The sequence below is a fragment of the Stenotrophomonas sp. PvP093 genome (assembly GCF_017876915.1).
Taxonomy (GTDB): domain Bacteria; phylum Pseudomonadota; class Gammaproteobacteria; order Xanthomonadales; family Xanthomonadaceae; genus Stenotrophomonas; species Stenotrophomonas muris.
Window position 1 is genome coordinate 3,014,585 of sequence record NZ_JAGIOX010000004.1, and the last position, 24,629, is coordinate 3,039,213.

Below are 24,629 nucleotides of genomic sequence, written 5' to 3' on the forward strand. Positions count from 1 at the left end.
CCGGTCTCGATGCGAACGTCTGCGCGCTTTCCCCGTGTCTCGCTGCTTGCCCTGCTGATCGCTCCCGCACTGGACGCCCTGGCCGAAGCACCGCAGGGCGATGCCGCTGAAGCGCGCAGCAGTGAGGCCCGCACCCTCGACCAGGTGCAGGTGATCGGCCAGGCCACCAGCTATGCCAAGACTTCCGTGCGTGCGGAAACGCTGAACCGGCAGACCGTGATGAGCAGCGTCAACGACGCGCTCAACGAAGTGCCCGGCGTGGTGGTCAGCGAGGCCGATGCCACCGGCTCGTCGGTGTGGGGCACGCAGATCAGCATGCGTGGCTTCGTCACCAACCGTGATACCCAGCAGATCGGCACCACCATCGACGGCCTGCCCAATGGTGGCTCGGGTTACGGCGGCGGCTCGCTGGCCAACCGCTACATCGACACCCTCGACCTGGAAACGGTGGAAGTCAGCCAGGGCACCGCCGATATCTCCTCGCGCTCGAACGAGGCCCTGGGCGGCACCCTCAACTTCCTCACCAGCGATCCGCTGCAGGACAGCCGCCTGCGCTTCGTGGTCGGCGCCGGTGACAACGAGGCGCGCAAGTACTACGTGCGCTACGACACCGGCCTGCTCGGCGGCCACACCCGCGCCTGGGTCAGTGCCTCGTCGGCGCGCGTGCATGACTGGATCGATGGCAGCGGCAAGACCAGCAATGACCACATCGCCGGCAAGTTCATCACCGAACTGGATCGCTGGACCCTGACCGGCTACCTGTCCTACAACGATGCGGACGAGCCGGAGTACACCAGCGTCTCACCGAAGGGCTTCGCGACCAATCCGGATCGCGACAACCTGGTCGGTACCCTCACCGGCATTCCCTACCTGGACCAGAACTACCGTTCCGGCTCGCGTGCGCTGCGCGAGAACACCTTCGGCTACCTGCGCGCGGCCTTCGACGGTGGCAACGGCTTCAAGGCCTCGGTGGCCGCCTACGGGCACCGCATGCAAGGCCGCGGCGACTGGCTGCCACCGTATCTGGCGCAGGTCAGCGATGACGGAGCCGGTCGCCCGGAGTCGGAATACCTCGGTGGCAAGACCGTGTACGGCGGCAGCAACCGTGGCCAGATTTTCTTCGTCAATCCCGATGGCAGTGGCGCGCAGCGCCTGGCCAGCTGCAGCCCGCGCCTTGGCTTCACCGCCGAGTACGATCCGAACTGCTACGCCGGCAACGTGCTGGGCGCGCAGTCGTATCGCCACACCCACTACGACAACGACCGCATGGGCGTGACCGCCGACGTCGAATGGCGCCAGACTTTCGGCGCAGTCGACAACACGATCCGCGGCGGCCTGTGGGTGGAGAAGCTGGACCGTTCGGCACGCCGCGACTGGCATCGCCTGCTCAACGTCGGCCAGGACATCGCCTTCGACCACCAGCCGTACTGGGTACAGTTCGAGGACAAGTACAAGGTCGACGAACAGATGTACTACGTCGAGGACGTGGCCCGCTTCGGCCCGTTCAGCGCGCGCCTCGGCGTGAAGCAGTTCTTCGTGGACCAGTCGCGCCGCCGCGTGATCGGTGCCAGCGAGCACGTCACATCCGACTCCAGGTCCGATCCGCTGCTGTCCACCGGCTTCACCTGGGCGCCCGGCGTGGAAGGCATGGAGCTGTTCGCGGGCTTCTCGCAGAACTTCGCCGCCATCCCCTCCGGCGTGCTCGGCGAGACCGACCCGCAGCGCTTCCGCAACGTCGAGCCGGAGACCGCCGACAACATTGAAATGGGCATGCGCATCAGCCGCTGGCCCCTGACCGCCTCGGTCACGCTGTACAACATCAAATTCGACAACCGCATCGTCTACCTGCCGGCCGGCTTCGTCAGCGGCATCGACTACCTGGGCGAGACCGACGGCGTCTACGAGAACTTCGGCGGCGTGGAAAGCAACGGCCTGGAAGCGGCGTTCGGCTATGGCTGGGACAACGGCTGGCGCCTCAACGCCGCCTATACCTACAACCGCTCCAAGTACCTGGGCAGTGGCGATGCCGCGCGTGATACCCAGCTGGACATCGTCGACGGCGCCAAGGTGATCGGCCAACCCGAACAGACCCTCGTACTCTCGGCGGACTGGCAGGGCGAGAACTGGAACTTCGGCCTGTCCGGCCGTTACCTGGGCACCCGCTACCTCGACGCCGCCAACGTCAACAAGCTGCCCTCGGCCACCGTGTTCAACGCGAACATCGGCTTCGACCTGCAGGGCCTGTCGCCGCGCCTGAAGGGCATGGGTGCCAACCTGGTGGTGAGCAACCTCACCGACAAGCGGTATCTTGCGGGGGTGGACGGCCGCGACAACGCCTTCATCGGCGCTCCGCGCACCGTCGGCATCTCCTTCCGTGTGGACCTGTGAGTGAGCCCGTGACCGATATCGGCCGACGCCGGTTGTTGCAGGCCGGCGTTGCCGCCGGCTTTTCCCCGCTGCTGCCCAGCATCGCCCGGGCCGCCGCGATCGCCCCCGCCGCGCGGACCCGCAGCCTGGAAGACCTGCAGCACATCGTGGTGTTCATGCAGGAGAACCGTTCGTTCGACCACTACTTCGGCACGCTGCCGGGTGTGCGGGGTTTCGGCGATCGCTTCGTCGCTCCGGCGCAGGCACTGCAGGCCGGCGCCCGCGCGCGCAGCCTGTGGCTGCAGCCCGACGCCAGCGGCAAGCGCGCGATTGCGCCGTTCCCGCTGGATACCGCCGCGCACTTCGGCTACATGCGCGTGGAAGGCACGCCGCACACCTGGCCGGATGCACAGCGGGCCTGGGACCACGGACGCATGGGGCAATGGCCGAAAGCCAAGCAGAACCACTCGATGGGCTACTTCCAGCGCAGCGACCTGCCCTTCCAGTTCGCCCTGGCCGATGCCTTCACCATCTGCGACGCCTACCACTGCGCGATGCAGGCCGGAACCAACCCGAACCGGGTGTTCCTGTGGACCGGCCACAACGATGCTGCCGCCCGCGCCGGCGGCCCGGTGATCGCCAACTCGCACGACAACTTCCCCGAGCACGGCGGGCATCCTGCGTCGTACCGCTGGGCCAGCTATGTCGAACGCCTGCAGAAGGCGGGGGTATCCTGGCAGATCTACCAGGACATGGCCGACAACTTCACCGACAACCCGCTGGCCGGCTTCGAGGCGTTCCGCCAGGCCTACCGCGCTGCGCCGGGGCATGACCCGCAGCTGCGCGCACGCGGGGTCAGCACGCGTGGCCTGGCGCAGCTGCGCCAGGACGTCATCGACGGACGCCTGCCGCAGGTCAGCTTCATCATCGCCGACGCGGCCGGCAGCGAGCATCCCGGCCCCTCCAGCCCGGCCCAGGGCGCGGCCTATACCGCGCGCGTGCTGGATGCACTGACCGCCGATCCGCAGGTGTGGAGCCGCACCGCCCTGCTGCTGATGTTCGACGAGAACGACGGTTTCTTCGACCACATGCCACCACCGGCACCGCCTTCGCCGGTGGACGGTGGCTGGGCGGGTGCGTCCTCGGTCAGCACTGAAGGCGAGTACCACCGCCATCCGGCACCGGGAGATGAGAAGTACGACTTCGCCGAACTGCGCGGCCGCCCGTATGGACTGGGCCCGCGCGTGCCGCTGTACGTGATCTCGCCCTGGAGCCGCGGTGGCTGGGTCGATTCGCAGGTGTACGACCACACCTCGGTCATTCGACTGATCGAACGCCGCTTTGGTGTGTCCGCGCCGGACATCTCGCCGTGGCGCCGCGCGGTCTGCGGCGACCTCAGCACTGCGTTCGACTTTGCCCAGCGCGATACCCGCCCGTTCGTCCGCGGCCTGCCCGACGTGAGCGCGGTGGCCGCACGCGCCGCTGCTTTGCCGGGGCGCACCGTGCCCGCGCTGCCAGAGGGGCTGAAGCCAGCGAAACAGGAAAGCGGTGTACGCCCGGCGCGTGCCCTTCCCTATCGACCGCAGGCATCGATTGCTGCGGTCGACGTCGCGGGCGTTGACCTGGCGTTGTCCTGCGAGGGCGCAGCGGCAGTGCTGCATGTCTACGATCGGCTGCGGCTGGAGGCGGTGCCGCGCCGTTACACGCTGCTGCCGGGCATGCCGCTGCGCGAGCGTTGGCCGCTGGACGCCCAGGGCCGCTATGACCTGTGGCTGCTCGGTCCGAACGGCTTCCACCGCCACTTCCAGGGTGCGGCCAAGGCTCCTGCCGTGCAGGCTTCAATTGATCGCGCGGATGGCCAGCTGCGGCTGCACCTGCGCAATCTGGGTGACAGTGCACAGCAGGTGCGCGTGCATGGCGGCGCCTATGCAGGACACATGCCCGAACAGACATTGGCGCTGCCCGCACATGCGCAGACTTCATTGGCGTGGGATGCAACGCCTACCGCCGGCTGGTATGACCTGCGCATCAGCGCGGGTGGGAGTGTGCTGCGTTTGGCCGGCCGCGCCGAGGATGGTCGCCCCGGCACCAGTGACCCGGCGATGGGCACCGAACCGCTGCGGTTCGAGCACGATTGAAGAATCCCTAAAGAGCCGAGCCCATGCTCGGCTGCTTTCGCCCCGGTCGCATTGCCCCGAAAAAAGCAGCCGAGCGTGGGCTCGGCTCTACAGCGCAGACCGGTAGACTCAGGCCTCCTGCAGCCCCGGCCGGCCGTGCTCCACCGCGTAGCGCTTCCAGCTCTGCACGGTACCGTTCGGCCGCATCACCGTATCCAGCGTCTTCATGTCGCCGATCCACGCATCAGGGGTGACATCGCACAGCACATAGCCACGCTTGTCGGTGGTCGCCTTCAGATTGGGGCTGTGCGCAAGCTGGTTGCGGGCGTAAGCGTCCACGCCCTGGCCGTCAGCACCGGAAGTGATCGAGGTGGCGAGGAACTCGCTGGAGACCACGCCCGAGTCACGGTGGTCCTGCACCAGGTCGCTGGCGTAATGCCGGTGCGCGTCGCCACAGGCGGTCACCACGTTGCCGAAGCCGACCTTCTGGATGTGGTCGAGCAGGCGCCGGCGGCTGTCCAGGTAACCCGACCATTGGTCATCGGACGACTGCACCACGCCGTCCTTCTCGCGCATGTAGTTGCCCAGCGCTACCTGGTGGGCGATGGTGTGCCAACGCGGCGCGGCATCGGCCAGGCCATCGAACAGCCAGCGCTCCTGCTTCGCACCGACAATGCTGCGCTCCGGCGATTCCACGTCCTCACGCAGCGCCATGTTCACCTGCTTGCTGCGGTACTGGCGTGTGTCGAGCAGGTGCAGGTCCATCAGCGTTCCGTAGCGTGCGCGCCGGTACAGCTGCATGTGGCCATCGCGCGGGAATGCCGAACGGCGCAGCGGCATGTTCTCGTAGTAGGCCTGGAACGCCTGTGCGCGCCGCAGCAGGAACACTTCGCTGGGCGTATCGTCCTGGTCTTCGGCGCCGGCCCAGTTGTTGTCCACTTCATGGTCATCGAAAGTGACGAACCACGGTGCCGACGCATGCGCGGCCTGCAGGTCGGCATCGCTCTTGTACTGGGCATAGCGGCGGCGGTAATCATCCAGCGTGTAGGTCTGCGGGCCGACGTGGTTGCGCAGGTTGGTGAACGGCTGGCCGTTCATCTTCCGCAGGCCAGGCTGGCTTTCACCTTCGTAGATGTAATCACCGTAGTGGAAGACGAAATCCAGCGGTTCCTCGGCGATGCGCCGCCACGCGGTGTAGTGGCCTTCTTCGTAGTGCTGGCAGCCGGCCACCACAAAGCGCACGCGATCCACCGCTGCCGCGGCTGCCGGCAGCGTGCGGGTACAACCGACTGCACTGGCGTGGCCACCCACGGTAAAGCGGTACCAGTAGGGCCGTCCGGGCGCCAATCCTTCCAGTTCCACGTGCACCGCGTGGCCGAGTTCGGGATGCGCGAGCGCCGAACCCTGGCGTACCACCTTGCGCATGCCTTCGTCCGCTGCCAGCTGCCATTCGACCACCATCGGCCGGGTCGGCATGCCACCGCCGAACACCAGCGGCTCCGTCGCCAGCCGCGTCCACAGCACCATGCCGTCGGCCGTGGGATCACCCGAGGCCACGCCCAGGGTGAAGGGCGTGCTGGCAAAGCGCGGCTTGGCCAGCAGGTTGCGCGGGTTCAGCGTGGTGGCATCGGCCTGCGCGGCCAGCGCGCGTGCCGTGCCCATCCAGGCGCCGGCAGCGGACAGGCCGGCCAGGGCCAGGAATCGCCTGCGATTGATCGTCTCCACGGCTGTGCCCTCAGTTGTAGATGATGTGGAAGTAGAAGAAGCGGCCGTAGTCGTCGATCTCGGTACGGAAGCGCCCGTTCGGGCCGGTGCTGTAGGTCGGCTGGGTGTTGAACAGGTTCTTGGCTTCGTACTTCAGCGTCACGTGCCTGCTGACCTTGTGGCTGAAGGCCATGTTGAAGGTCATGTACGGGTCGTAGTACGAATCCAGCCACTGGGTGTCGCCGAAGTCGACCAGCATCCGGCTGCGGTAGGTTCCGGACAGGCGCAGTTGCGAGTTCTTCCACGGCATGCGCCAGATCACCGAACCATTGAGCGACCAGTCCGGCTGGTACAGCAGCCGGTCCAGGCGTCGCTCGGTGCCATCGGTGATGCGGTAGTTGGTCCTGCCTTCCAGCCGCGTGGCGTTGAAGTACATGTCGAAGCGCTGGCGGCCCCATTGCAGGTTGCGGTTGGCCACCGCGAACTCGACGCCGCGCAGCCTGGACTCATCGGTGTTCATCGGTTGGGTCACCCGGTAACGGGTATCGCCCACGTTCTCGAAGGTGGTCAGGGTGTAGATGTCGTCCTTGATTACCTTGTCGAACAACGCCACCGAGACCAGGCCGTTGTTGCCGTTGAAGTACAGGTCCCATGCAAGGTCGATGTTGGTGGAACGGCGCGGCTGCAGGTTCGCATTGCCCTGCTTGATGGTGCAGAAGCCCCTGCCCTCCTCGTCATCGCCACAGCTGGTGCTGGTGGCCTGGGCAATGTTGCTCGGCGTCGGCCGGCCCAGCGTGCGGCTGGCGGAGAAGCGCAGGCGCTGGTCCTCGCTCAGCTTGAACGTCGCATTCAACGAGGGCAACAGGTTGTTGTAGCCACCGCTCGTGTTGCGGAAGGCGGAGGTATAGGTGGTGCCGCCATCATTGCTGAACGGGCTGTAGGCATCGAAGCGGGTGTGGTCATGGCGCAGGCCACCGATCAGCAGCAGCCGGTCCCAGGCGTAGTGCGCGGACACGTACGCATTGGTGATGTCCTCCACGTACTTGTAGTCACTGGTGAAGTTGGCATTCGGATACGCCGCATTGTTGTTGCCCAGTTCCGGTAGCAGTTCCTCGTTCCACTTGCGGTTGTCGATCAGCGGGAAGCCCGGCACGCTGCCCAGCAGCGTCGATCCCGGATACAGGTAATCGTTGAGCGTGGCGCTGCTCCTGAAGTAGTCGAAGTCGATGTCCTGCCAGATCTTAAGGTGGCGGTATTCCGCGCCGGTGGCCAGGCCGAAGCCACGCGCATCGGCGTCGATGTTGTAGCTGAAGTCGGCGCGCAGGTTGTCGATGCTCTCCTTGGCATCGCGCGGGGAGACATAGGCCTGCGCCGGATTGAGCTTGAACGCCGAGCTGGTCAACAGGCTGGAATCGGACACCGCCACCGCGTTGGGGAAACCGTGGCTGTCGTTCTCGTAGTCGACGAACAGGCTGCTTGGGTAGGCGCGCACACCCCAGTAGACCTGGTTGTTGTGGAAAGTCTCTTCGGTATGGCCGCCACGCAGGCTCAGCCGCGAACGGTCGCCGATGTCCCAGTTGAAGCTGGCGATGGCGCCGCGGTTGCTGCGGTCCCAGCGGTCGTGGCGGTTCTTGATGTAGATGCTGTTGATCTGGGTGGTGCCGCTGTCCTCGGTCTGGTTGCGGATCGGAAACTTGGCGTTGCCGTACAGGTCGGTCTTGTTCATCGTCGAGTTCTCGTAGAACCGGTACGAGTACAGCAGCAGCGATGCGTAGAACGGATCGTCCGACGGCTTCCATTCCAGCTTGGCCGAGCCGCCGAAGTTGGTGATGAAGTTGGTGTAGGTGCCGGTGCTGAAATTGCCGGGCGCACGCAGCCCGTTCCAACCCTTGGCCTCATCCGGCCCGGTGGTGCCGTCGGTGAGGTACTTGCCGGCGTCGTTGTAGTAGTAGTTCGACTCCACCCAGCGCTTAACGCTGTTGCGCGAACGCTGCTCATAGCGTGCCACCGCAACGATGCCGAACTCCTGCCCGGCGCCGAACTGGTTGGAGAACACCATCTTGGCGCTCTTGCCGAAGTGGCCCAGGGTTTCGTGGTTGCCGCCAGCGCTGCGCTCGACGTTGGTCTCGGCCGTGGAATAGATACCTGCCACGTCGGCAAACACGTACTTGCCGGACCGGTCGAAGGCACTGCGGCTGATGATGTCGATCACGCCGCCGATCGCATCCGGTGCCTGCTCCGCACTGAAGCTCTTGTAGATGTCGGTACGGGTGCCGATGTCGCTGGGAATCAGCTGCAGGTTGTTCATGCGTTCGCCGGAGCCACTGCCACCCACGCTGGCAATCGCGATGCCATCGATGGTGGTGTAGTTGAGGTTGGCCTGTACGCCGCGCACCGTCACGTAACGTGGCTCGCCGGCATCCTCCACCGCACTCAGGCCTGGAGCGGCCATCAGGCTCTCGGCCAAGGTCTCGTCGCCGTAGCTGTCCATTTCGTCGTAGACCACCGAATCCTTGATCACCGGTGAGGTCTTCTTCTGGTCGATCACCTCGTGCGCGGCAATCACCTTCACCGTGTCCAGGGTCGGCGCCACCACCGCCTCGGCCTCGCGCGGCTTCGGTGCGCCGGGGTTCGGCGCGTTGCGTACCGGTGCCGGATCGATGGCGATGACATTGCCATCCACCACGGTGTAGCCCAGGCCGGTACCGGCCAGCAGTGCATCCAGCGCCTGCCTGACGGTGGCACCGCGCGGCACCGCACCGGCCATGCGGGCATCGCCATCGGCCGAGTACAGGAACTGCACCCCGGAACTGCGTGACAACTGCTCCAGTGCACGCGCCAGCGGCTGTGCCGCGATCGGCGTGGACACACGCGCCTCCAGGCCATCGGCGGCGGCGGCGAAGGCCAATGGCATGCTGCCGGGAGACAGGGCGAGGATGATCGACAGGTAGAGCGTGTTGCGCATCACGGGTCCTTGGAAGAGAGAAGGCAGCAGGCGCCGCTGCGCGGATCGGCAGCGGCTTCTCCCAAGTAAGAGCCCGCATCCACCAAAGTGGAGAACGCGGATTCGATGAATTTTTTCTGACAGTCCACGGCCACCTCGGCCTCAGCGGCTGCCAACCCGCACTGTGTCGCCCTCGCGGCTCACCACGAAGCGCGGGTCACGTTCGAGGAAGGCCTGCAGCGCACCGATGCGATGCGCATCGAGGCTGCCGGACAACCGTGCCGATGCCGCGCCCTCGTCCAGCACGCGCACCTGCACCTGGTTGTGCCGGTTGAAGGCAGCAGCCACTTCGTCCAAGCGTTCGTCAAGGAAGGACACTTTGCGCTGCTGCCAGTCCAGCAGCATCGACAGTGGCATGTCCAAGGACTCCACCGCATGGCTGCGCGCGTCGACCTGCACCACCCGGCCCTGCCCCAACTGGGCCAGGCGGCGGGCACCCGCGCCTTGGCTCCAGACCTCGACCTCGCCGGAAACCACACCGATGCGCGTGCTCTGCAGCCGTCGCGACACGTCGAAGACTGTGCCGATGTCCCGGATCTCCAGGCCGTTCACCTGCACCTCGAACGGGCGGCGGTCGCGTGCGATGTCGAACGTCGCCTCGCCCTGCAGCAGTTCCGCCTTGCGACTGAACCAGCCCATGCGTACCCGCAGGCGGCTGTCCGCGTTGAGCCGCACCTGTGTCCGGTCAGGTAGCACCAGGTCACGCAGTTCACCGTGGTCGGCGCTGTACAGCTGTTCGGTGGGCATCAGCTGCGGGACCAGGCCCACGCCGAGCAGGGCGATGCAGGCTGCGGCAGCCATCACCCACCCGCGCGTGCGGCGGCGCAGCGGCGCGGCGTGCGGCGCGGCGGGGGCACTATCGAACAGAGGCACCACTTTGGCGGCCGCCTGCCGTGGCGGCGCCGGCGCCTCTTCCGGCAACGGCGATTGCAGTGCCTCGCCGACCTGCCGGTGCAGCGCGAGGGCGTGCATATAGGCGCGCACGTGCTCGGGCGAGCGCTTCATCCAGTCCAGGAACGCAATCCGCTCGGCCTCGTCCAGCACTCCCTCGCGATTGCGCAGAAACCAGTCCATTGCCTCGCAGGCGAGCGTGTCGTCGGCCATGGGCGATGCGTTCCGGTTCATGCGTGCTCCCTGGCGCCCAGCGCCTTCCTGCAGGCCTCCAGACCCTTGCCGATGTGCTTGCGCACCATGTGCACCGACACCTGCAACTGCCGGCTGACTGCCGGGCAGTCCAGCCCGTCGCGGTAATGCAGCTCCATCACCCGTCGCGTGGTCGCCGGCAGACGTGCGATGGTGCTGCGGATATCGTTCCAGCGCTGCGCGCGCTCGAACTCGCCCTCGATGTCTTCTTCGCTTTTCAGCACTTCGGCCAGCTGATCCACGTCTTCCAGCGGCGGCAGCGACAAACGCGCGCGCGCGTGCTCGCGTGCCAGGTTGGCCGCGACCGTGAACAGGTAGGCCTCCGGGTTCTCGATCGCTGCGGCATTCTCGCCGGTGGCCCGCAGCAGCCGCAGGTACACCTCCTGCGCCAGGTCCTCGGCGTCTTCGCTGGCAGAACCGCGACGCAGGAAGAAGCCACGCAGCAGCCGTCGGCGCAGCGCGTAGCTCTTCTCCCAGATCCTCACGCTGTTCACGGCCGGCCAACACCCCGAGGCTGGAAAGCCCCGCAGGGTGACGACCATCGATGACAGTGGCGTTGCAGCAGGCGGCCATGCCAGGCACTCTCCGCCCGGCACATTCGCCCATGATACGGCGCACCGTGCCAACCCTTGCTTGCCAGAGACCCAAGCCGGGCCCGCCTATCGAAGCCGCGGGGCCAGGCCTACGCTTGCCTCCCCGGTGGCCGCCACGGTCGCCCTTCGCGTCACGGCCCCGCCATTGCGACCCCGCTCCAGTGCTGTGCGCCCTGCCGGTGTTGTCGCCCAGGCAGAGCCGGCGCCCTCTGGAGACAGTCATGAACCAAGCCCTGACCCCCTTCGATACCGACCCGCTGGAAACGCGGGAGTGGCGTGAATCGCTGGAGGCGGTGATGCAGGCCGGTGGCCGGCCACGCGCGCATTACCTGATCGACCAGCTCAGCGAGCTGGATGCGCAGCGGCACGGCGATCTGCATGCGCGCGCGTGGACCGCCTACGTCAACACCATCCCGCCGGAGCGCCAGCCGGCCTACCCGGGCGACCTGGCCATCGAGCGCCGCCTGAACGCGATGATCCGCTGGAATGCGATGGTGATGGTGCTGCGCGCCGGCAAGCACTCCAACGTCGGCGGCCACATCGCCACCTACCAGTCGGCGGCGGTGCTGTACGACGTGGGCTTCGACCACTTCTTCCGTGGCCGTACCGACACCTTCGACGGCGACATGATCTACATCCAGGGCCATTCCGCGCCGGGCATCTATGGCCGTGCGTACGTGGAAGGGCGCATCGATCCGGCACGGATGGACAACTTCCGCCGCGAAGCCGGTCGTGACGGCCTGTCTTCGTATCCACACCCGCGCCTGATGCCGGAGTTCTGGCAGTTCCCCACCGTGTCGATGGGGTTGGGCCCGCTGACCGCCGCCTACCAGGCGCGCTACATGCGTTACCTCGAGTACCGCGGCCTGAAGCAGCACCAGGACCGCAAGGTCTGGGCCTTCCTCGGCGACGGCGAGATGGACCAGCCCGAATCGCTGGCGGCGATTTCGCTGGCCGGCCGCGAGCGGCTGGACAACATCGTGTTCGTGGTCAACTGCAACCTGCAGCGCCTGGACGGTCCGGTGCGCGGCAACGCCAAGGTCATCCAGGAACTGGAAGGCACGTTCCGCGCGGCCGGCTGGAACGTGATCAAGCTGATCTGGGGCAGTGGCTGGGACGACCTGCTGGCCCGCGACCACAGCGGCCTGCTGCGCCAGCGCATGATGGAATGCGTGGATGGCGACTACCAGACCTTCAAGTCGCAGAGCGGTGCTTACGTGCGCGAGCATTTCTTCGGCCGTTACCCCGAGCTGCTGGAGCTGGTCGCGCACATGAGCGATGACGACATCTGGGCGCTGGCACGTGGTGGCCACGATCCGCAGAAGGTGTACGCCGCCTACCAGCAGGCGGTGAACACCCGCGGCCGGCCGACGGTGATCCTGGCCAAGACGGTCAAGGGTTTCGGCATGGGCGAAGCCGGCGAAGGCCAGAACATCAACCACCAGCTGAAGAAGATGAGCGCCGATGCAGTACGCGCCTTCCGCGACCGCTTCAACCTGCCGGTCAGCGACGAGCAGCTGGAGGAGATGCCCTATCTGCGCCCGGAACCGGGCAGCGCCGAGGCCGCCTACTTCGCCGAACGCCGCCGCATCCAGGGTGGGCAGCTGCCGGCGCGCCTGGCCAAGGTGGATCCGCTGCCGCTGCCGCCGCTGTCGATCTTCAACACCCAGCTGCAGGGCAGTGGCGATCGCGGCCAGTCCACCACCATGGGCTTCGTGCGCATCCTCACCAGCCTGCTGAAGGACCCGGATCTGGGCAAGCTGGTGATTCCGATCGTGCCCGATGAATCGCGCACCTTCGGCATGGAAGGCCTGTTCCGCCAGATCGGCATCCACTCCTACCTGGGCCAGCTGTACACCCCGCAGGATGCCGGCCAGCTGAGCTATTACAAGGAAGCCAAGGACGGTCAGATCCTGCAGGAAGGCATCAACGAATCCGGTGCGATCTGTTCATGGATCGCCGCCGGCACCGCCTACAGCAACCACGGCCTGGCCACGATTCCGTTCTACATCTTCTATTCGATGTTCGGCCTGCAGCGCGTCGGTGACCTGGCCTGGGCCGCTGCCGACGCGCGTACCCGCGGCTTCCTGCTCGGTGCCACGTCGGGCCGCACCACGCTGATGGGCGAAGGCCTGCAGCACGATGACGGCCACAGCCACGTGCTGTCGTCGGTGATTCCGAGCTGCGTGTCCTACGACCCGACCTACAACTACGAACTGGCGGTGATCATCCACGACGGCCTGCGCCGCATGTATGTCGACCAGAAAGACATCTACTACTACATCACCGTACTCAACGAGAACTACCCGCAGCCGGCACTGCCCGAAGGCACCGAAGCCGGCATCCTGAAGGGCCTGTACCTGCTGCATCCGGCAGCCGCCGACAACGCCTTGCAGCCACGCGTGCAGCTGATGGGCAGCGGCTCGATCCTGCGCGAAGTGGAAGCCGCGGCAGACCTGCTGCAGCAGGACTTCGGCATCGCCAGCGATGTGTGGAGCGCGACCAGCCTGACCGAACTGCGCCGCGACGGGCTGTCCGCCGAGCGCTGGAACCTGCTGCATCCGGCCGAAAAACCGCGCGTGCCCTACGTGCAGCAGTGCCTGCAGGGTCATGAAGGCCCGGTGGTGGTGGCCACCGACTACATGAAGATCGTCGGCGACCAGATCCGTCCCTTCATCAACGACCGCCGCTTCACCGCATTGGGGACCGATGGCTTCGGCCGTTCCGACACGCGTGAATCGCTGCGCACGTTCTTCGAAGTGGATCGCCACTTCATCGTACTGGCGGCCCTGAAGTCGCTGGCCGACGAAGGCCGCATCGAACGCTCGCGGATGCAGGACGCGATCGACAAGTACGGCATCGACACCGGCAAGCGCGATCCGGCCGCCGCCGTGTAACGCCGTTGCATTCACCACGCCTGCCCTGCGGGCGTGGTGAATGCAGCATCGCTACGGCATGCGCTTGAACAGGTTGGTCTGCAGGATCGGCGTACCGTCATGACCGTAGAACGCCTTGGTCTCGGTCATCGTCGCCTGGTCATCCGCCACGGTGTAGATGCGGGTGGAGGCCGGCGTGCCATGGTCCACCAGCTGCATCACCAGCGTGTTCGGTGCAGGCAGTTTCAGGTTGGCCTTGTCCGCGCCATAGGTGCCGGACAGGGCGCCGGGCGTGCCATCCAGGGCCAGCGTGCCGTCGGATTTCATGGTCTTGCCGTCGTTCAGGACGATGTCCACGTGCGAGCTCCAGCGGCCACCACCGGCGTCCTTGAACTCGAGCACCACGTGCTTCGGGCGCTGCGCTTCGGGTAGCGCAGACGTGGCGATATCCAGCGACCAGCGCCCCAGCAGGGGGGAAGGCGAAGTCTCCACTGCCAGCGCCGGAACGGCGGGGAGTGAAAGCGCAGACAACAACACAGCGGACAACAGCTTCATACGTTGCTCCGTTCCAGTGAAGAAGATTCTGCGTGACGCGTTGTGGGGCGCAGCGCCTCGGATCGTGCACAGCATCGGCGCCCGGCGCAAGGCGGGGCGCTGAACACGCGGCAACCTCATTCGCGCCCCCGCGATTTCGGTCTGGCGGCAAGGTCTCATCCGTCCTTGCCGATACAAAGAGTTACGTTATAACATTTCACTTCGCCTTCACGAGTCCTGCCCTGCGTCGCCACCTGCTTGCTGCTGCCATTCTGTTCGCCGTCCACACCGCCCAGGCCGCGGACGAACCCACCCTCCCCACCCTCCAGGTCCAGGCCTCCCAGCCCTCGCGCATCGACAGCCGGGTCACCGTCGACAATCCGCAGGCGCAGAACCGCACCCTCGGCGGCCTGCTCGAACACGTCTCCGGCGTGCAGAGCACCGCCTTCGGGCCGAACGCGGGCGCCCCGGTCATCCGCAGCCTCAGTGGCAACCGCGTGCAGATCCTGCAGGACGGCCAGTCCATCCTCGGCATGAACGCGATCAGCGGCGACATCAACATTCCGTTCGATCCACTGTTCGTGCGCAGCGTCACCGTCAACAAGTCCTCGGACACGGTGCGCTATGGCGGCAATGCGATCGGCGGCAGCGTGGAGATCGATTCGGGCCTGATCTCGCGCAGCATGGAAGACAAGGACCAGTCGATGGAACTGGTCCTGCGCAAGGGCTTCAATGCCGCCGATGCGCAGGGCTTCCGCATGAACTTCAACAACCAGCGCAACCTCTCGACCAACCTGCAGGTCTCGCGCCAGCGCGTCTCGCACTACGACATCCCCGGCAACAGCAAGGCCCGTGTCTGCAACACCCGACTGTTCCCGCCGACCGGCGGCGTCAACTCGGCGCTGGCCGACAGCTGCCAGAAGGAAGCACGCGTACAGCAGATCTACAACAAGGCCTCGCAGCCTTACATCGACCAGTTCATGACCGAGAATCCTGACTGGGCCGATGGTGAATTCTCGTTCTACACCAACAACCCGACCTCGGTCTGGCAGCGCCGCACCTATATCAACCCGGTCAATCCTGCCTATGTCGCCGGCACGCCGTCATACGTGCAGAAGCAGATCAACAATGATGTGACGCCCGACTACCATCATCGGCTGGGCAACAGCCATGCGCGCAACTCGCAGGTGGCCTTCGGCTCGACCCTGTTCTTTGACCGCGGCTACGTCGGTGTCAGCATCGATGCCAAGGACAGCGAGTACGGCGTGCCGGGCTTCTCGATGCAGAACCTGTCGTTCGGTTCCAACCATGCCGATGGCCTGCCGGTGGGCGTGGTGATCAAGCAGCAGCGCTACGCGCTGGAAGCCCTGCTGCGTGATCCGCTGCCGTGGTTCGAGCGCGCGGAACTCCGCGTGTCCAGGCTGGACAACACTTCAGGCGAGCGGCTGGGTACCACCAGGGCAAACGACTACGATTTCGAGAGCACCCAGGCCGAGTTACTGCTCAGCCATCAACGCGTCGGCCCGCTCAGCGGCCTGGTCGGTTTCAGCCACCAGTCGCGTGATGTCAGCGGCAGCGGCTCGCAGCGCTACCTGCCGGACGTGGACACCCGCAGCAATGCGGTATTCCTGAAGGAAACGGTGGACGTCGGCTGGGTTACCTTCGATGCTGGCGTACGCCACGAACGGGTCGACCACGCACTACAGCCCAGCCGCTTCAAGACCGCGCGCAATGCCGCCAACACGAAACTGCAGGACCGCGACTACCGGCTCAACAGCTACAGCCTCGGCTCGTACGTCGAGCTCGGCCCCTGGTTCGCGGCCAAGGTCCGTTACTCATCCTCACAGCGCGCCCCGGAGATCAACGAGCTGTATGCCAGCAACGCGCACTATTCGGTGATGACACAGGAAGAAGGCAACCAGAACCTGGAACCGGAGCGCGCGAAGAACCTGGAACTGACCGGCCTGTTCCACCTCGGCGGTTTCGAGCTGTCCGCCACCGCGTACCGGATGCGGTACGAGAACTACCTCTATCTCGGCTATTCCGGCCTGCAGACCGCCAACCGCCTGCCGCTGAAGTACTGGAAGCAGACCGACACCACGGTGAAGGGCTTCGAGATCGACGCGTCGCAGGCATTGGACCTGGGCCGCTATGGCACGTTGAACGTCTCCGCCTTCGCCGACCTGGTGAAGAACAAGGCCGACCACCCGGATTCGCTGCGCGCCCACAACGACGGCGAGTATCTGCCGAACATGCCGACCAACCGCTACGGCGCCAACCTGCAGTGGCAGCGCGAAGGCTGGAAGGCACAACTGTCCAGCACCTGCTACGACGCGCAGAAGTACCTGGGTCGCAATGTCAGTGAGGAAGTTCCGCTCGACGCATTCAACCTGGTCGACCTGCAGGTCAGCCGCGAACTTCCAGTGCGCAACAGCTACATCGCAGGCGTGGAAGTGTTCGTCAATGGCAGCAACCTGCTCAATGAAGAAGCGCGGCCGCACAACTCGCCGCTGAAGTACATCGCGCCCCTGCCGGGGCGGGGCTTCCAGGTCGGCGTGACGATACGGCTTTGAAGGCCGGCCATAAAGAAAAACGCCTGCAGATCGAGGATCTGCAGGCGCTTCTTTGTATCTGGCGGAGTGAGAGGGATTCGAACCCTCGATAGAGCTTTTGACCCTATACTCCCTTAGCAGGGGAGCCCCTTCGGCCACTCGGGCATCACTCCGGGGTATTCTCCGCGTCTGGTGCGTTGCACCTCAGCGGGGCGTGAATCATAACGTTAATCGAGTGCGAAGGTAAAGCGTTATTCGGCAGAATTTTCGCTACCGGTGCCACCGGCTTCATCACCACGCTGGATGCGCTGGTAGATCTCTTCGCGATGCACAGCGACGTCCTTCGGCGCAGTGATGCCGATACGCACCTGGTTACCCTTGACGCCAAGCACGGTGACGCTCACCGAGTCACCGATCATCAGGGTTTCGCCGACGCGGCGAGTCAGGATCAACATTTTTGTAAGTCTCCATGGAACCGTGTGGAAGGGTATCCCCCACCGGCTTGACGCTCCGTCAAGAAGCGCTACCACGACAAAGGGAAAAGATTCGCAATGGTACCGTCAGCCGTCCCGCTCCTACAAGGAGGGGGACGGCAGGGTTCATCACAGGCGGGGGCTGACCCATTCGACGACTGCAGCCAGCGCAGTGGCAAGGGCGGGCCCGTCCTCGCCACCACCCTGGGCGAGGTCCGGGCGTCCGCCGCCCTTGCCCCCGATCTGACCGGCGATATGGGACAACAGTTCCCCGGCCTTGACTTTGCCCATTGCGCTGCCGTTCACACCCGCGACCAGGGCGGCCTTGCCGTCCTGGGCTCCGGCCAGCACGATCACCGCGTCGCCCAGCTGCTGCTTCAGGCGGTCCATGGCGTCACGCAGGGCCTTGGCGTCGAAGCCCTCCAGGCGGGCAGCCAGCACCTTCACGCCGGCGACCTCGACGGCCTGACCGGACAGGTCGGCCGTGGCACCGGCCGCGACCTTGGCCTTCACGGCCTCCAGTTCGCGTTCCAGCTGCTTCTGGCGCTGGCCGAGGGCACGGATCTTCTCGACCACGTCGGCAGCGCTGCCACCGAGCAGTTCAGCGGCCTCGGCCAAGCGGGCCTCTTCGGCGTCCACGTAGTCCAGGGCGCCCTGGCCGGTAACCGCCTCGATGCGGCGCACGCCGGCGGAAACACCGCCCTCGGAGGTGATCTTGAACAGACCGATGTCGCCGGTACGGTTGACGTGGGTGCCACCGCATAGCTCGGTGGAGTAGTCACCCATCTTCAGCACGCGCACGTGCTCACCATACTTCTCGCCGAACAGGGCCATCGCGCCGAAGTCCAGCGCTTCCTGCATGGCCATGGTGTGCACTTCAGCGGCGTTGTTGGCACGCACCTGCTGGTTGACCTTGCGCTCGATCACCGCCAGCTCTTCCGCGCTGATCGGCTGGAAATGCGAGAAGTCGAAACGCAGGCGGTCCGGCGCGACCAGCGAGCCCTTCTGCTGCACGTGGGTGCCCAGCACTTCGCGCAGCGCAGCGTGCAGCAGGTGGGTGGCCGAGTGGTTGAGGATGGTGGCGCCACGGCGCTCGCCATCGACCTGGCCGGACAGCACATCGCCGACCTTCAGGCCGCCTTCGGACAAGGTGCCGACGTGGCCATGGAACTGGCCGGCGAACTTCTGGGTGTCCTCCACCGCCAGGCGCACGCCGTTGCCGGCCAGCACGCCGGTGTCACCGACCTGGCCGCCGGATTCGGCATAGAACGGGGTCTGGTTGGTGATGACGATGACCGAATCACCGGCATCGGCCGACTGCACCGGACGACCGTCCTTGAGCAGGGCCAGCACGCTCAGGCCGTCGGCCTGCAGGCGGTCATAGCCCAGGAACAGGGTCGGGCTCAGCGTAGCCACCAGCTCGGCCGGCAGGGTCACGCCGCCGCCGAACTTGCCGGCCGCCCGTGCGGTTTCGCGCTGCTGTTCCATCGCGGCATCGAAGCCGGCGATGTCGACGGTCAGGTCGCGCTCGCGGGCAATGTCCTGGGTCAGGTCGAGCGGGAAGCCATAAGTGTCGTACAGGCGGAACGCGTCAACGCCCGGGATCACGCCATTGCTGGCCTTGCCGGCCACGTCCTCGAAGATCTTCATGCCGGCGTCGAGGGTTTCGGCGAAACGCTCTTCTTCGGCCTGCAGCGCACGGGTGACGGTGTCCACCGCCGCCGGCAGCTCTGGATAGGCCTCGCCCATCTGCTCGACCAGGGTCGGCACCAGCTTGCTGAAGAACGGCTGGCGCACGCCCAGCATCCAGCCGTGGCGCAGGGCGCGGCGGATGATACGGCGCAGCACGTAACCGCGGCCTTCGTTGGACGGCAGCACGCCATCGACGATCAGGAACGAACAGGCACGGATGTGGTCGGCAATCACGCGCAGCGACTTGTTCTCCAGGTCGGCGGTGCCGGTCAGCTCGGAAGCCTTGCGGATCAGCGCCTGGAACAGGTCGATCTCATAGTTGGTGTGCACGTGCTGCAGGATCGCAGCCAGGCGCTCCAGGCCCATGCCGGTATCGACGCACGGTGCCGGCAGCGGCACCAGGGTGCCGTCGGGCTGGCGGTCGAACTGCATGAACACCAGGTTCCAGATCTCGATGAAACGGTCGCCGTCTTCGTCCGGGGAACCCGGGGGACCACCGGCAATATGATCACCGTGGTCGTAGAAGATCTCGGTGCACGGGCCGCACGGGCCGGTGTCGGCCATCTGCCAGAAATTGTCCGAAGCGAACGGCGCGCCCTTGTTGTCGCCGATGCGTACGATGCGCTCTTCCGGCACGCCGACCATGTCGCGCCACAGTTCGTAGGCTTCGTCGTCGGTCTGGTACACGGTGACCAGCAGGCGTTCGGCCGGCAGCTTCCAGACCTGGGTCAGCAGCTCCCAGGCCCAGTCGATCGCGTCCTTCTTGAAGTAGTCGCCGAACGACCAGTTGCCCAGCATTTCGAAGAAAGTGTGGTGGCGCGCGGTGTAGCCGACCTGGTCGAGGTCGTTGTGCTTGCCGCCCGCGCGCAGGCAGCGCTGCACGTCGGCCGCGCGCACGTAGCTGCGCTTTTCCGCGCCAAGGAACACGTCCTTGAACTGCACCATGCCGGAGTTGGTGAACAGCAGGGTCGGATCATTGCCCGGCACCAGCGGCGCCGACGGCACGATGGTGTGGCCTTTACCCTTGAAGAATTCAAGGAAGTCGCTGCGGATCTGGGATGTCGTGAATTTGGCGGATGCGTTCATTGGGGGCTGGCAGTCTGCGGGCCGGCGGACCCGGACCACCGGCCGCGTTGGCCAGGGTCGCGAGGGACCGCCGAAAACCTAAAGGGTATCAGGCCCGGCGCCGCCAGTCTCAGTCATCCGGGTCGTAACGGGTCGCGCGGCGGATGCTGTCGCCGTCGAAGCCCCGCCGGGCCAGCAGATCGGCAGCCTTGCGCCGCTGCGTCAGGTCCTGCGGGCCGGCCTCGCCAAAGCGTCGGCGGACCAGATCACGGGCGTTTTCCTGCCAGTCGCCTTCGTAGCTGTCCATCGCTGCGGCAATCGCGGCACTGTCCAGGCCATGGGTCCCCAGCTCGGCGCGGACATGGATCGGCCCATAACCGGTGTTGGCGCGCATCCTCACCAGGTTCTCGGCAAAACGGGTGTCGTCCTGCCAGCCGGCCTCGGTCAACTTGGCGACAGCGGCCTGCGCGGCTTCGTCTTCGATGCCACGGGCCGTCAGCTTGCGGGTGAGTTCCTTGCGCGAGTGCTCGCGGCGGACCAGCAGGCCCAACGCCCGTTGCACGGGGGTCTGCTCACGCGGCCGGCGCTTGCGGCCGGTCGGAATGTCTTCGGCGTCGGACATGGGTACTCCAAGGGTGGCGCCATCCGTGGCGCCCAGCCCATCCCTGGGCGATTCGAACCTGCGGGGCAGGGCGACGTCACTGACGGCGCCACCCTGCCCCACAGCAAGCCTTATTCGTCTTCGCCTTCGTCGTCGCCTTCCTCGCGGGCCGCTTCGGCCGGCTGGAATTTCTCGCGCAGCTCGGCCTCGAGCTTGGCGGCGACAGTCGGGTTGTCGCGCAGGTAGCCGCGGGCGTTGTCCTTGCCCTGGCCAATGCGTTCTTCACCGTAGCTGTACCAGGCGCCAGCCTTCTCCACCAGCTTGGCATCCACACCCATGTCGATCAGCTCGCCTTCACGGCTGATGCCTTCGCCATACAGGATTTCGGTGATGACCTGCTTGAACGGAGGTGCCAGCTTGTTCTTGACGACCTTGATCTTGGTCTGGTTACCGATGATCTCGTCACCCTTCTTGATCGCGCCGATACGGCGGATGTCCAAGCGGACCGAGGCGTAGAACTTGAGCGCGTTGCCACCGGTGGTGGTTTCCGGGCTCTGGCCCGGCATCATCACGCCGATCTTCATGCGCAGCTGGTTGATGAAGATCACCAGGGTGTTGGAGCGCTTGATGTTGCCGGTCAGCTTGCGCAGCGCCTGGCTCATCAGGCGGGCCTGCAGGCCTGGCAGCTGGTCGCCCATCTCGCCTTCGATTTCGGCCTTCGGGGTCAGCGCGGCAACCGAGTCGATCACCAGGATGTCCACCGAACCCGAACGGACCAGCATGTCGGCGATTTCCAGCGCCTGCTCACCGGTGTCCGGCTGCGACAGCAGCAGGTCGTCCACGTTCACGCCCAGCTTGGCGGCGTAGATCGGGTCCAGCGCGTGCTCGGCGTCGATGAAGGCCGCGGTGCCGCCCATCTTCTGGCATTCGGCGATGGCCTGCAGGGTCAAGGTGGTCTTGCCCGAGGATTCCGGCCCGTAGATCTCAACGACACGGCCCTTTGGCAGACCACCAATGCCCAGCGCGATGTCGAGCATCAGCGAACCGGTCGGGATGGCTTCGACGGGCTCGACCACGCGGTCGCCCATGCGCATCACCGAGCCCTTGCCGAACTGCTTTTCGATCTGGCCCAGAGCTGCAGCGAGGGCGCGCTTCTTGTTCTCGTCCATCGGATTGGTCCTTGCAGAGGTCGTGTCGTTGGAGGTGCTGTCTTTGGGGGTCTTCTTTGCCATGGGCTCACTTTAAGTCGGACGTATCGCACAGGCTGAGATTCTGCCCGGCGCTCTGAAAAGAATTATCGGACATCCGTACCAACCTCAGTGGAACCAGAGAATCGCCACAAAAGACCGCGGGGTAATGCGCTACGGAACGGGTCAACGGTTGGGCCGCAACAGGCCGCAATAGAGGCCCTCGATCGCGAAGTCCTGATCCGGCAGCACCTCGATCGGCTTGTAGTCGGGATTGCGCGGCAGCAGGCGGATGCGATCCTTGGCGATCTTCAGCAGCTTGACCGTGATCTCGTCATCGATGCGGGCCACCACGATCTGCCCGGAATGGGCGTCGCGGGTGCGGTGCACGCCGATCAGGTCACCGTCGAAGATGCCCTCATCGATCATCGAGTCGCCCTGCACCTTCAGCAGGTAGTCCGGCGCCGGCGAGAAGAACACCCGGTCCAGCACCACGAAATCGTCCGAGCCGATGTCGGCACCGATCGGCAGGCCGGCCGCAACCCGGCCCAGCACCGGCAGCCGCAGCACGCTGTCGGCCAGGCCCGGCTCGGCCAGCTTCTCGACCGGCGGTGCCTGCACCAGGCGGATGCCGCGGGCCTGACCCGGGATGCGACGGATCGCACCGGCCTGCTCCAGGGCTTCCAGGTGGTACTGGGCCGCGCGCACGCCCTTGAAGCCGAATGCGCGTGCGATTTCAGTCTGCGACGGCGGCGCGCCTTCGCTCTCGATACGCTCGGCGATCAACTGCAGGATCGCCTGCTGGGTGTCGGTCAGGTCCATGGTTAGTAGTATTACTACTAATATGCGCGACTGCAAGTGCCGGGGCGATCGGGGTGGTGCGGGCTTGTTGGGCCGAGGCGTGCTCGGCAGTCGCGCGAATGACGGGGCCGACCCAGGCAAGAGCAGCCGAGCATGGCTCGGCTCTACAGGAATCGCTGCGCGATTCTGCGGTTCCTGTGGAACCGCAACAGGCGCACTTCGTGCACCTGCCTACGTGTGCTTGCCGCTTCTCCATATCGAAACCAGGATCCATACGCCGCAGAAGCCGGCGCCGATGAATCCGCACACGCCCAGCGCCAGCAACCAGCGGCTGGAAACCCCGCCGACGCTGTGCATCACGATCGACGAGCCGATGATCAGCGCGGCCGTGATCACGCCCACCACCAGTCGGTTCGCGGCCCGGTTCACCTGCTCGCCAAAGCCCTGCAGCGCGGTGGTCTCCACCTTCAGCTGGAGGCGCCCACGGCGCGCCGCCTGGACCAGCTTGCGCAGGTCGCGCGGCAACTCGCCGGCGAAGTCGACCAGGCCCAACAGGCTGCGCCGGCCGCGCTTGAGCAGCGCCCTGGGCGCATAACGCTGCAGCACCACGCGCTCCAGGAACGGGCGGGCGGCGCTGGCCATGTCGAAATCCGGATCCAGCTGCCGGCCCATGCCTTCCAGGGTCAGGAAGGCCTTGATCATCAGTGCCAGGTCGGCCGGCAGGGTCAGGCTGTAGCTGCGCAGCAGCTGGGTGATGTCGCCCAGCATCAGGCCGATGCGCAGATCCTTCAGCGGCACGCCACGGTACTGGTCGACGAACTGGCTGATGTCGTGCTGCAGCCGGTTCTCGTCCACTTCCACGCCGCCGGCCCAGTCCAGCAACACGTCGGCCACGCCCTGCGGGTCCTGCTCGACCAGGCCGTGCAGCAGTTGCGCGACCTGGAAGCGGCGCACTTCGGACAGCGCGCCGACCATGCCGAAATCGATCACGCCGATGCGGCCGTCACGCAGGTAGATGATGTTGCCGGGGTGTGGATCGGCGTGGAAGCTGCCGTCCTCCAGCACCATCTTCAGCACGATGCCGGCGCCACGCCGCGCCAGCTCGCGCCGGTCCAGGCCCGCCGCATCGACGCCGGCCAGATCGCGGCCGGGAATGCCGTCGACGAAGTCCTGCACGTTCAGGCTCTCGCAGGTCCACTGCCAGTGCACCTTCGGAATCAGTATGTCGTCACGGCCGCTGAAGTTGCGGGCGATGCGTTCGGCATTGCGGCATTCGGCGGCAAAATCCAGCTCACGGCGCAGCGATACGGTGAACTGCTGCACGACCTCGGCCGGGCGATAGCGACGCAGGTCCGGCAACCGGGCCTCGACGATCTCGGCCAGCCGCGCCAGCAGCCGCAGGTCGGCCTCGACCACGTCGCGGATGCCGGGACGCCGCACCTTCAGCACCACCTCACGACCATCATGCAGCCGGGCGCGATGGGCCTGCGCCAGCGAGGCGGCGGCCATCGGGGTTTCGTCAAGGAAGGCGAATACCTCCGCCGGCGACGCGCCCAGGTCGGCTTCGAGCTGCCCGCGGATCTCGGCGTACGGCAGGGCCGGCACCGCGTTCTGCAGTTCGGACAGCTCGGCAATCCACTCCGGCGGCAACAGGTCGACGCGCGTTGCCAGCACCTGGCCAAGCTTGACGAAGGTCGGGCCAAGATCCTGCATCGCACTGCGCACGCGCACCGGTGCGGTCATCCGCAGCAGCTCCTGCCGGTCCTCGTTCCAGTGCAACAGGCGCCCTGCCCGCTCCAGCGTGCTGGCCAGGCCGATGCGCCGAACCACGTCGCCGAAGCCGTAGCGGATCAGGACAACGGCGATTTCCTGCAGTCGGCCCAGGTCACGGACCGTGCCCAGCGTTTCCCACATCATGCG

15 protein-coding genes and 1 tRNA gene are annotated in these 24,629 nt (G+C 65.9%); 4 read left to right on the forward strand and 12 right to left on the reverse strand.

Features of this window, described 5'->3' with window-relative positions; translation table 11 throughout:
* The first annotated feature begins 9 nt into the window (after window positions 1-9).
* A complete protein-coding gene (locus tag J3A72_RS16575; protein WP_075076269.1) occupies window positions 10-2,388 on the forward strand; it encodes a TonB-dependent receptor in 2,379 nt (792 codons plus the stop codon).
* An 8-nt stretch (window positions 2,389-2,396) separates the two neighbouring features.
* Window positions 2,397-4,505 (forward strand): phospholipase C, phosphocholine-specific, encoded by a 2,109-nt coding sequence (locus J3A72_RS16580; protein WP_075076270.1) that lies wholly within the window; start codon window positions 2,397-2,399, stop codon window positions 4,503-4,505.
* A gap of 108 nt (window positions 4,506-4,613) precedes the next feature.
* Here J3A72_RS16580 and J3A72_RS16585 read toward each other — a convergent pair whose 3' ends face one another.
* The 4 genes from J3A72_RS16585 to J3A72_RS16600 all read right to left on the reverse strand — a co-directional run bounded on the left by J3A72_RS16585 (window position 4,614) and on the right by J3A72_RS16600 (window position 10,829).
* Entirely contained in the window at window positions 4,614-6,209 is a 1,596-nt protein-coding gene (locus J3A72_RS16585) for an alkaline phosphatase D family protein (protein ID WP_075076271.1), read from the reverse strand.
* Between the two features lie 10 nt (window positions 6,210-6,219).
* Complete coding sequence (locus tag J3A72_RS16590; protein ID WP_075076272.1) at window positions 6,220-9,153, reverse strand: TonB-dependent receptor; 2,934 nt, start codon at window positions 9,151-9,153, stop codon at window positions 6,220-6,222.
* Window positions 9,154-9,294: 141 nt separating this feature from the next.
* On the reverse strand, window positions 9,295-10,317 hold the full coding sequence (locus J3A72_RS16595; RefSeq protein ID WP_075076273.1) for a FecR domain-containing protein: 1,023 nt from the start codon (window positions 10,315-10,317) through the stop codon (window positions 9,295-9,297).
* Complete coding sequence (locus J3A72_RS16600) at window positions 10,314-10,829, reverse strand: sigma-70 family RNA polymerase sigma factor (protein ID WP_075076274.1); 516 nt, start codon at window positions 10,827-10,829, stop codon at window positions 10,314-10,316. The genes J3A72_RS16595 and J3A72_RS16600 overlap by 4 nt, the downstream gene beginning before the upstream one ends.
* A gap of 320 nt (window positions 10,830-11,149) precedes the next feature.
* Between J3A72_RS16600 and aceE the strand changes: the two genes are divergently transcribed.
* Window positions 11,150-13,825 carry a pyruvate dehydrogenase (acetyl-transferring), homodimeric type gene (gene aceE / locus J3A72_RS16605; RefSeq protein WP_075076275.1) on the forward strand — a complete coding sequence of 892 codons (2,676 nt, stop codon included), beginning with the start codon at window positions 11,150-11,152 and terminating at the stop codon, window positions 13,823-13,825.
* 51 nt (window positions 13,826-13,876) lie between these two features.
* Here aceE and J3A72_RS16610 read toward each other — a convergent pair whose 3' ends face one another.
* On the reverse strand, window positions 13,877-14,359 hold the full coding sequence (locus J3A72_RS16610) for a LuxR family transcriptional regulator (RefSeq protein WP_075076276.1): 483 nt from the start codon (window positions 14,357-14,359) through the stop codon (window positions 13,877-13,879).
* Between the two features lie 221 nt (window positions 14,360-14,580).
* On the opposite strand from J3A72_RS16610, the gene J3A72_RS16615 reads away from it, so the two are divergent.
* On the forward strand, window positions 14,581-16,911 hold the full coding sequence (locus tag J3A72_RS16615; RefSeq protein WP_075076277.1) for a TonB-dependent receptor: 2,331 nt from the start codon (window positions 14,581-14,583) through the stop codon (window positions 16,909-16,911).
* 59 nt (window positions 16,912-16,970) lie between these two features.
* Here the strand turns inward: J3A72_RS16615 and J3A72_RS16620 are convergent.
* From J3A72_RS16620 to ubiB, 7 genes are all read right to left on the reverse strand, one after another.
* Window positions 16,971-17,063 (reverse strand) — tRNA-Ser (locus J3A72_RS16620).
* 78 nt (window positions 17,064-17,141) lie between these two features.
* Entirely contained in the window at window positions 17,142-17,345 is a 204-nt protein-coding gene (csrA, locus tag J3A72_RS16625) for a carbon storage regulator CsrA (protein WP_004152909.1), read from the reverse strand.
* 147 nt (window positions 17,346-17,492) lie between these two features.
* Window positions 17,493-20,141, reverse strand: a complete 2,649-nt coding sequence (gene alaS / locus J3A72_RS16630) for an alanine--tRNA ligase (protein ID WP_075076278.1) — start codon at window positions 20,139-20,141, stop codon at window positions 17,493-17,495.
* Between the two features lie 109 nt (window positions 20,142-20,250).
* Entirely contained in the window at window positions 20,251-20,742 is a 492-nt protein-coding gene (recX, locus tag J3A72_RS16635; RefSeq protein WP_005409024.1) for a recombination regulator RecX, read from the reverse strand.
* Window positions 20,743-20,852: 110 nt separating this feature from the next.
* Window positions 20,853-21,890, reverse strand: coding sequence for a recombinase RecA (gene recA, locus J3A72_RS16640; RefSeq protein ID WP_005412937.1), 1,038 nt, complete (start codon window positions 21,888-21,890; stop codon window positions 20,853-20,855).
* Between the two features lie 204 nt (window positions 21,891-22,094).
* Window positions 22,095-22,730 carry a transcriptional repressor LexA gene (lexA, locus tag J3A72_RS16645; protein WP_032962190.1) on the reverse strand — a complete coding sequence of 212 codons (636 nt, stop codon included), beginning with the start codon at window positions 22,728-22,730 and terminating at the stop codon, window positions 22,095-22,097.
* 210 nt (window positions 22,731-22,940) lie between these two features.
* Window positions 22,941-24,623 carry a 2-polyprenylphenol 6-hydroxylase gene (gene ubiB, locus J3A72_RS16650; RefSeq protein ID WP_032962195.1) on the reverse strand — a complete coding sequence of 561 codons (1,683 nt, stop codon included), beginning with the start codon at window positions 24,621-24,623 and terminating at the stop codon, window positions 22,941-22,943.
* Window positions 24,624-24,629 lie beyond the last annotated feature (6 nt).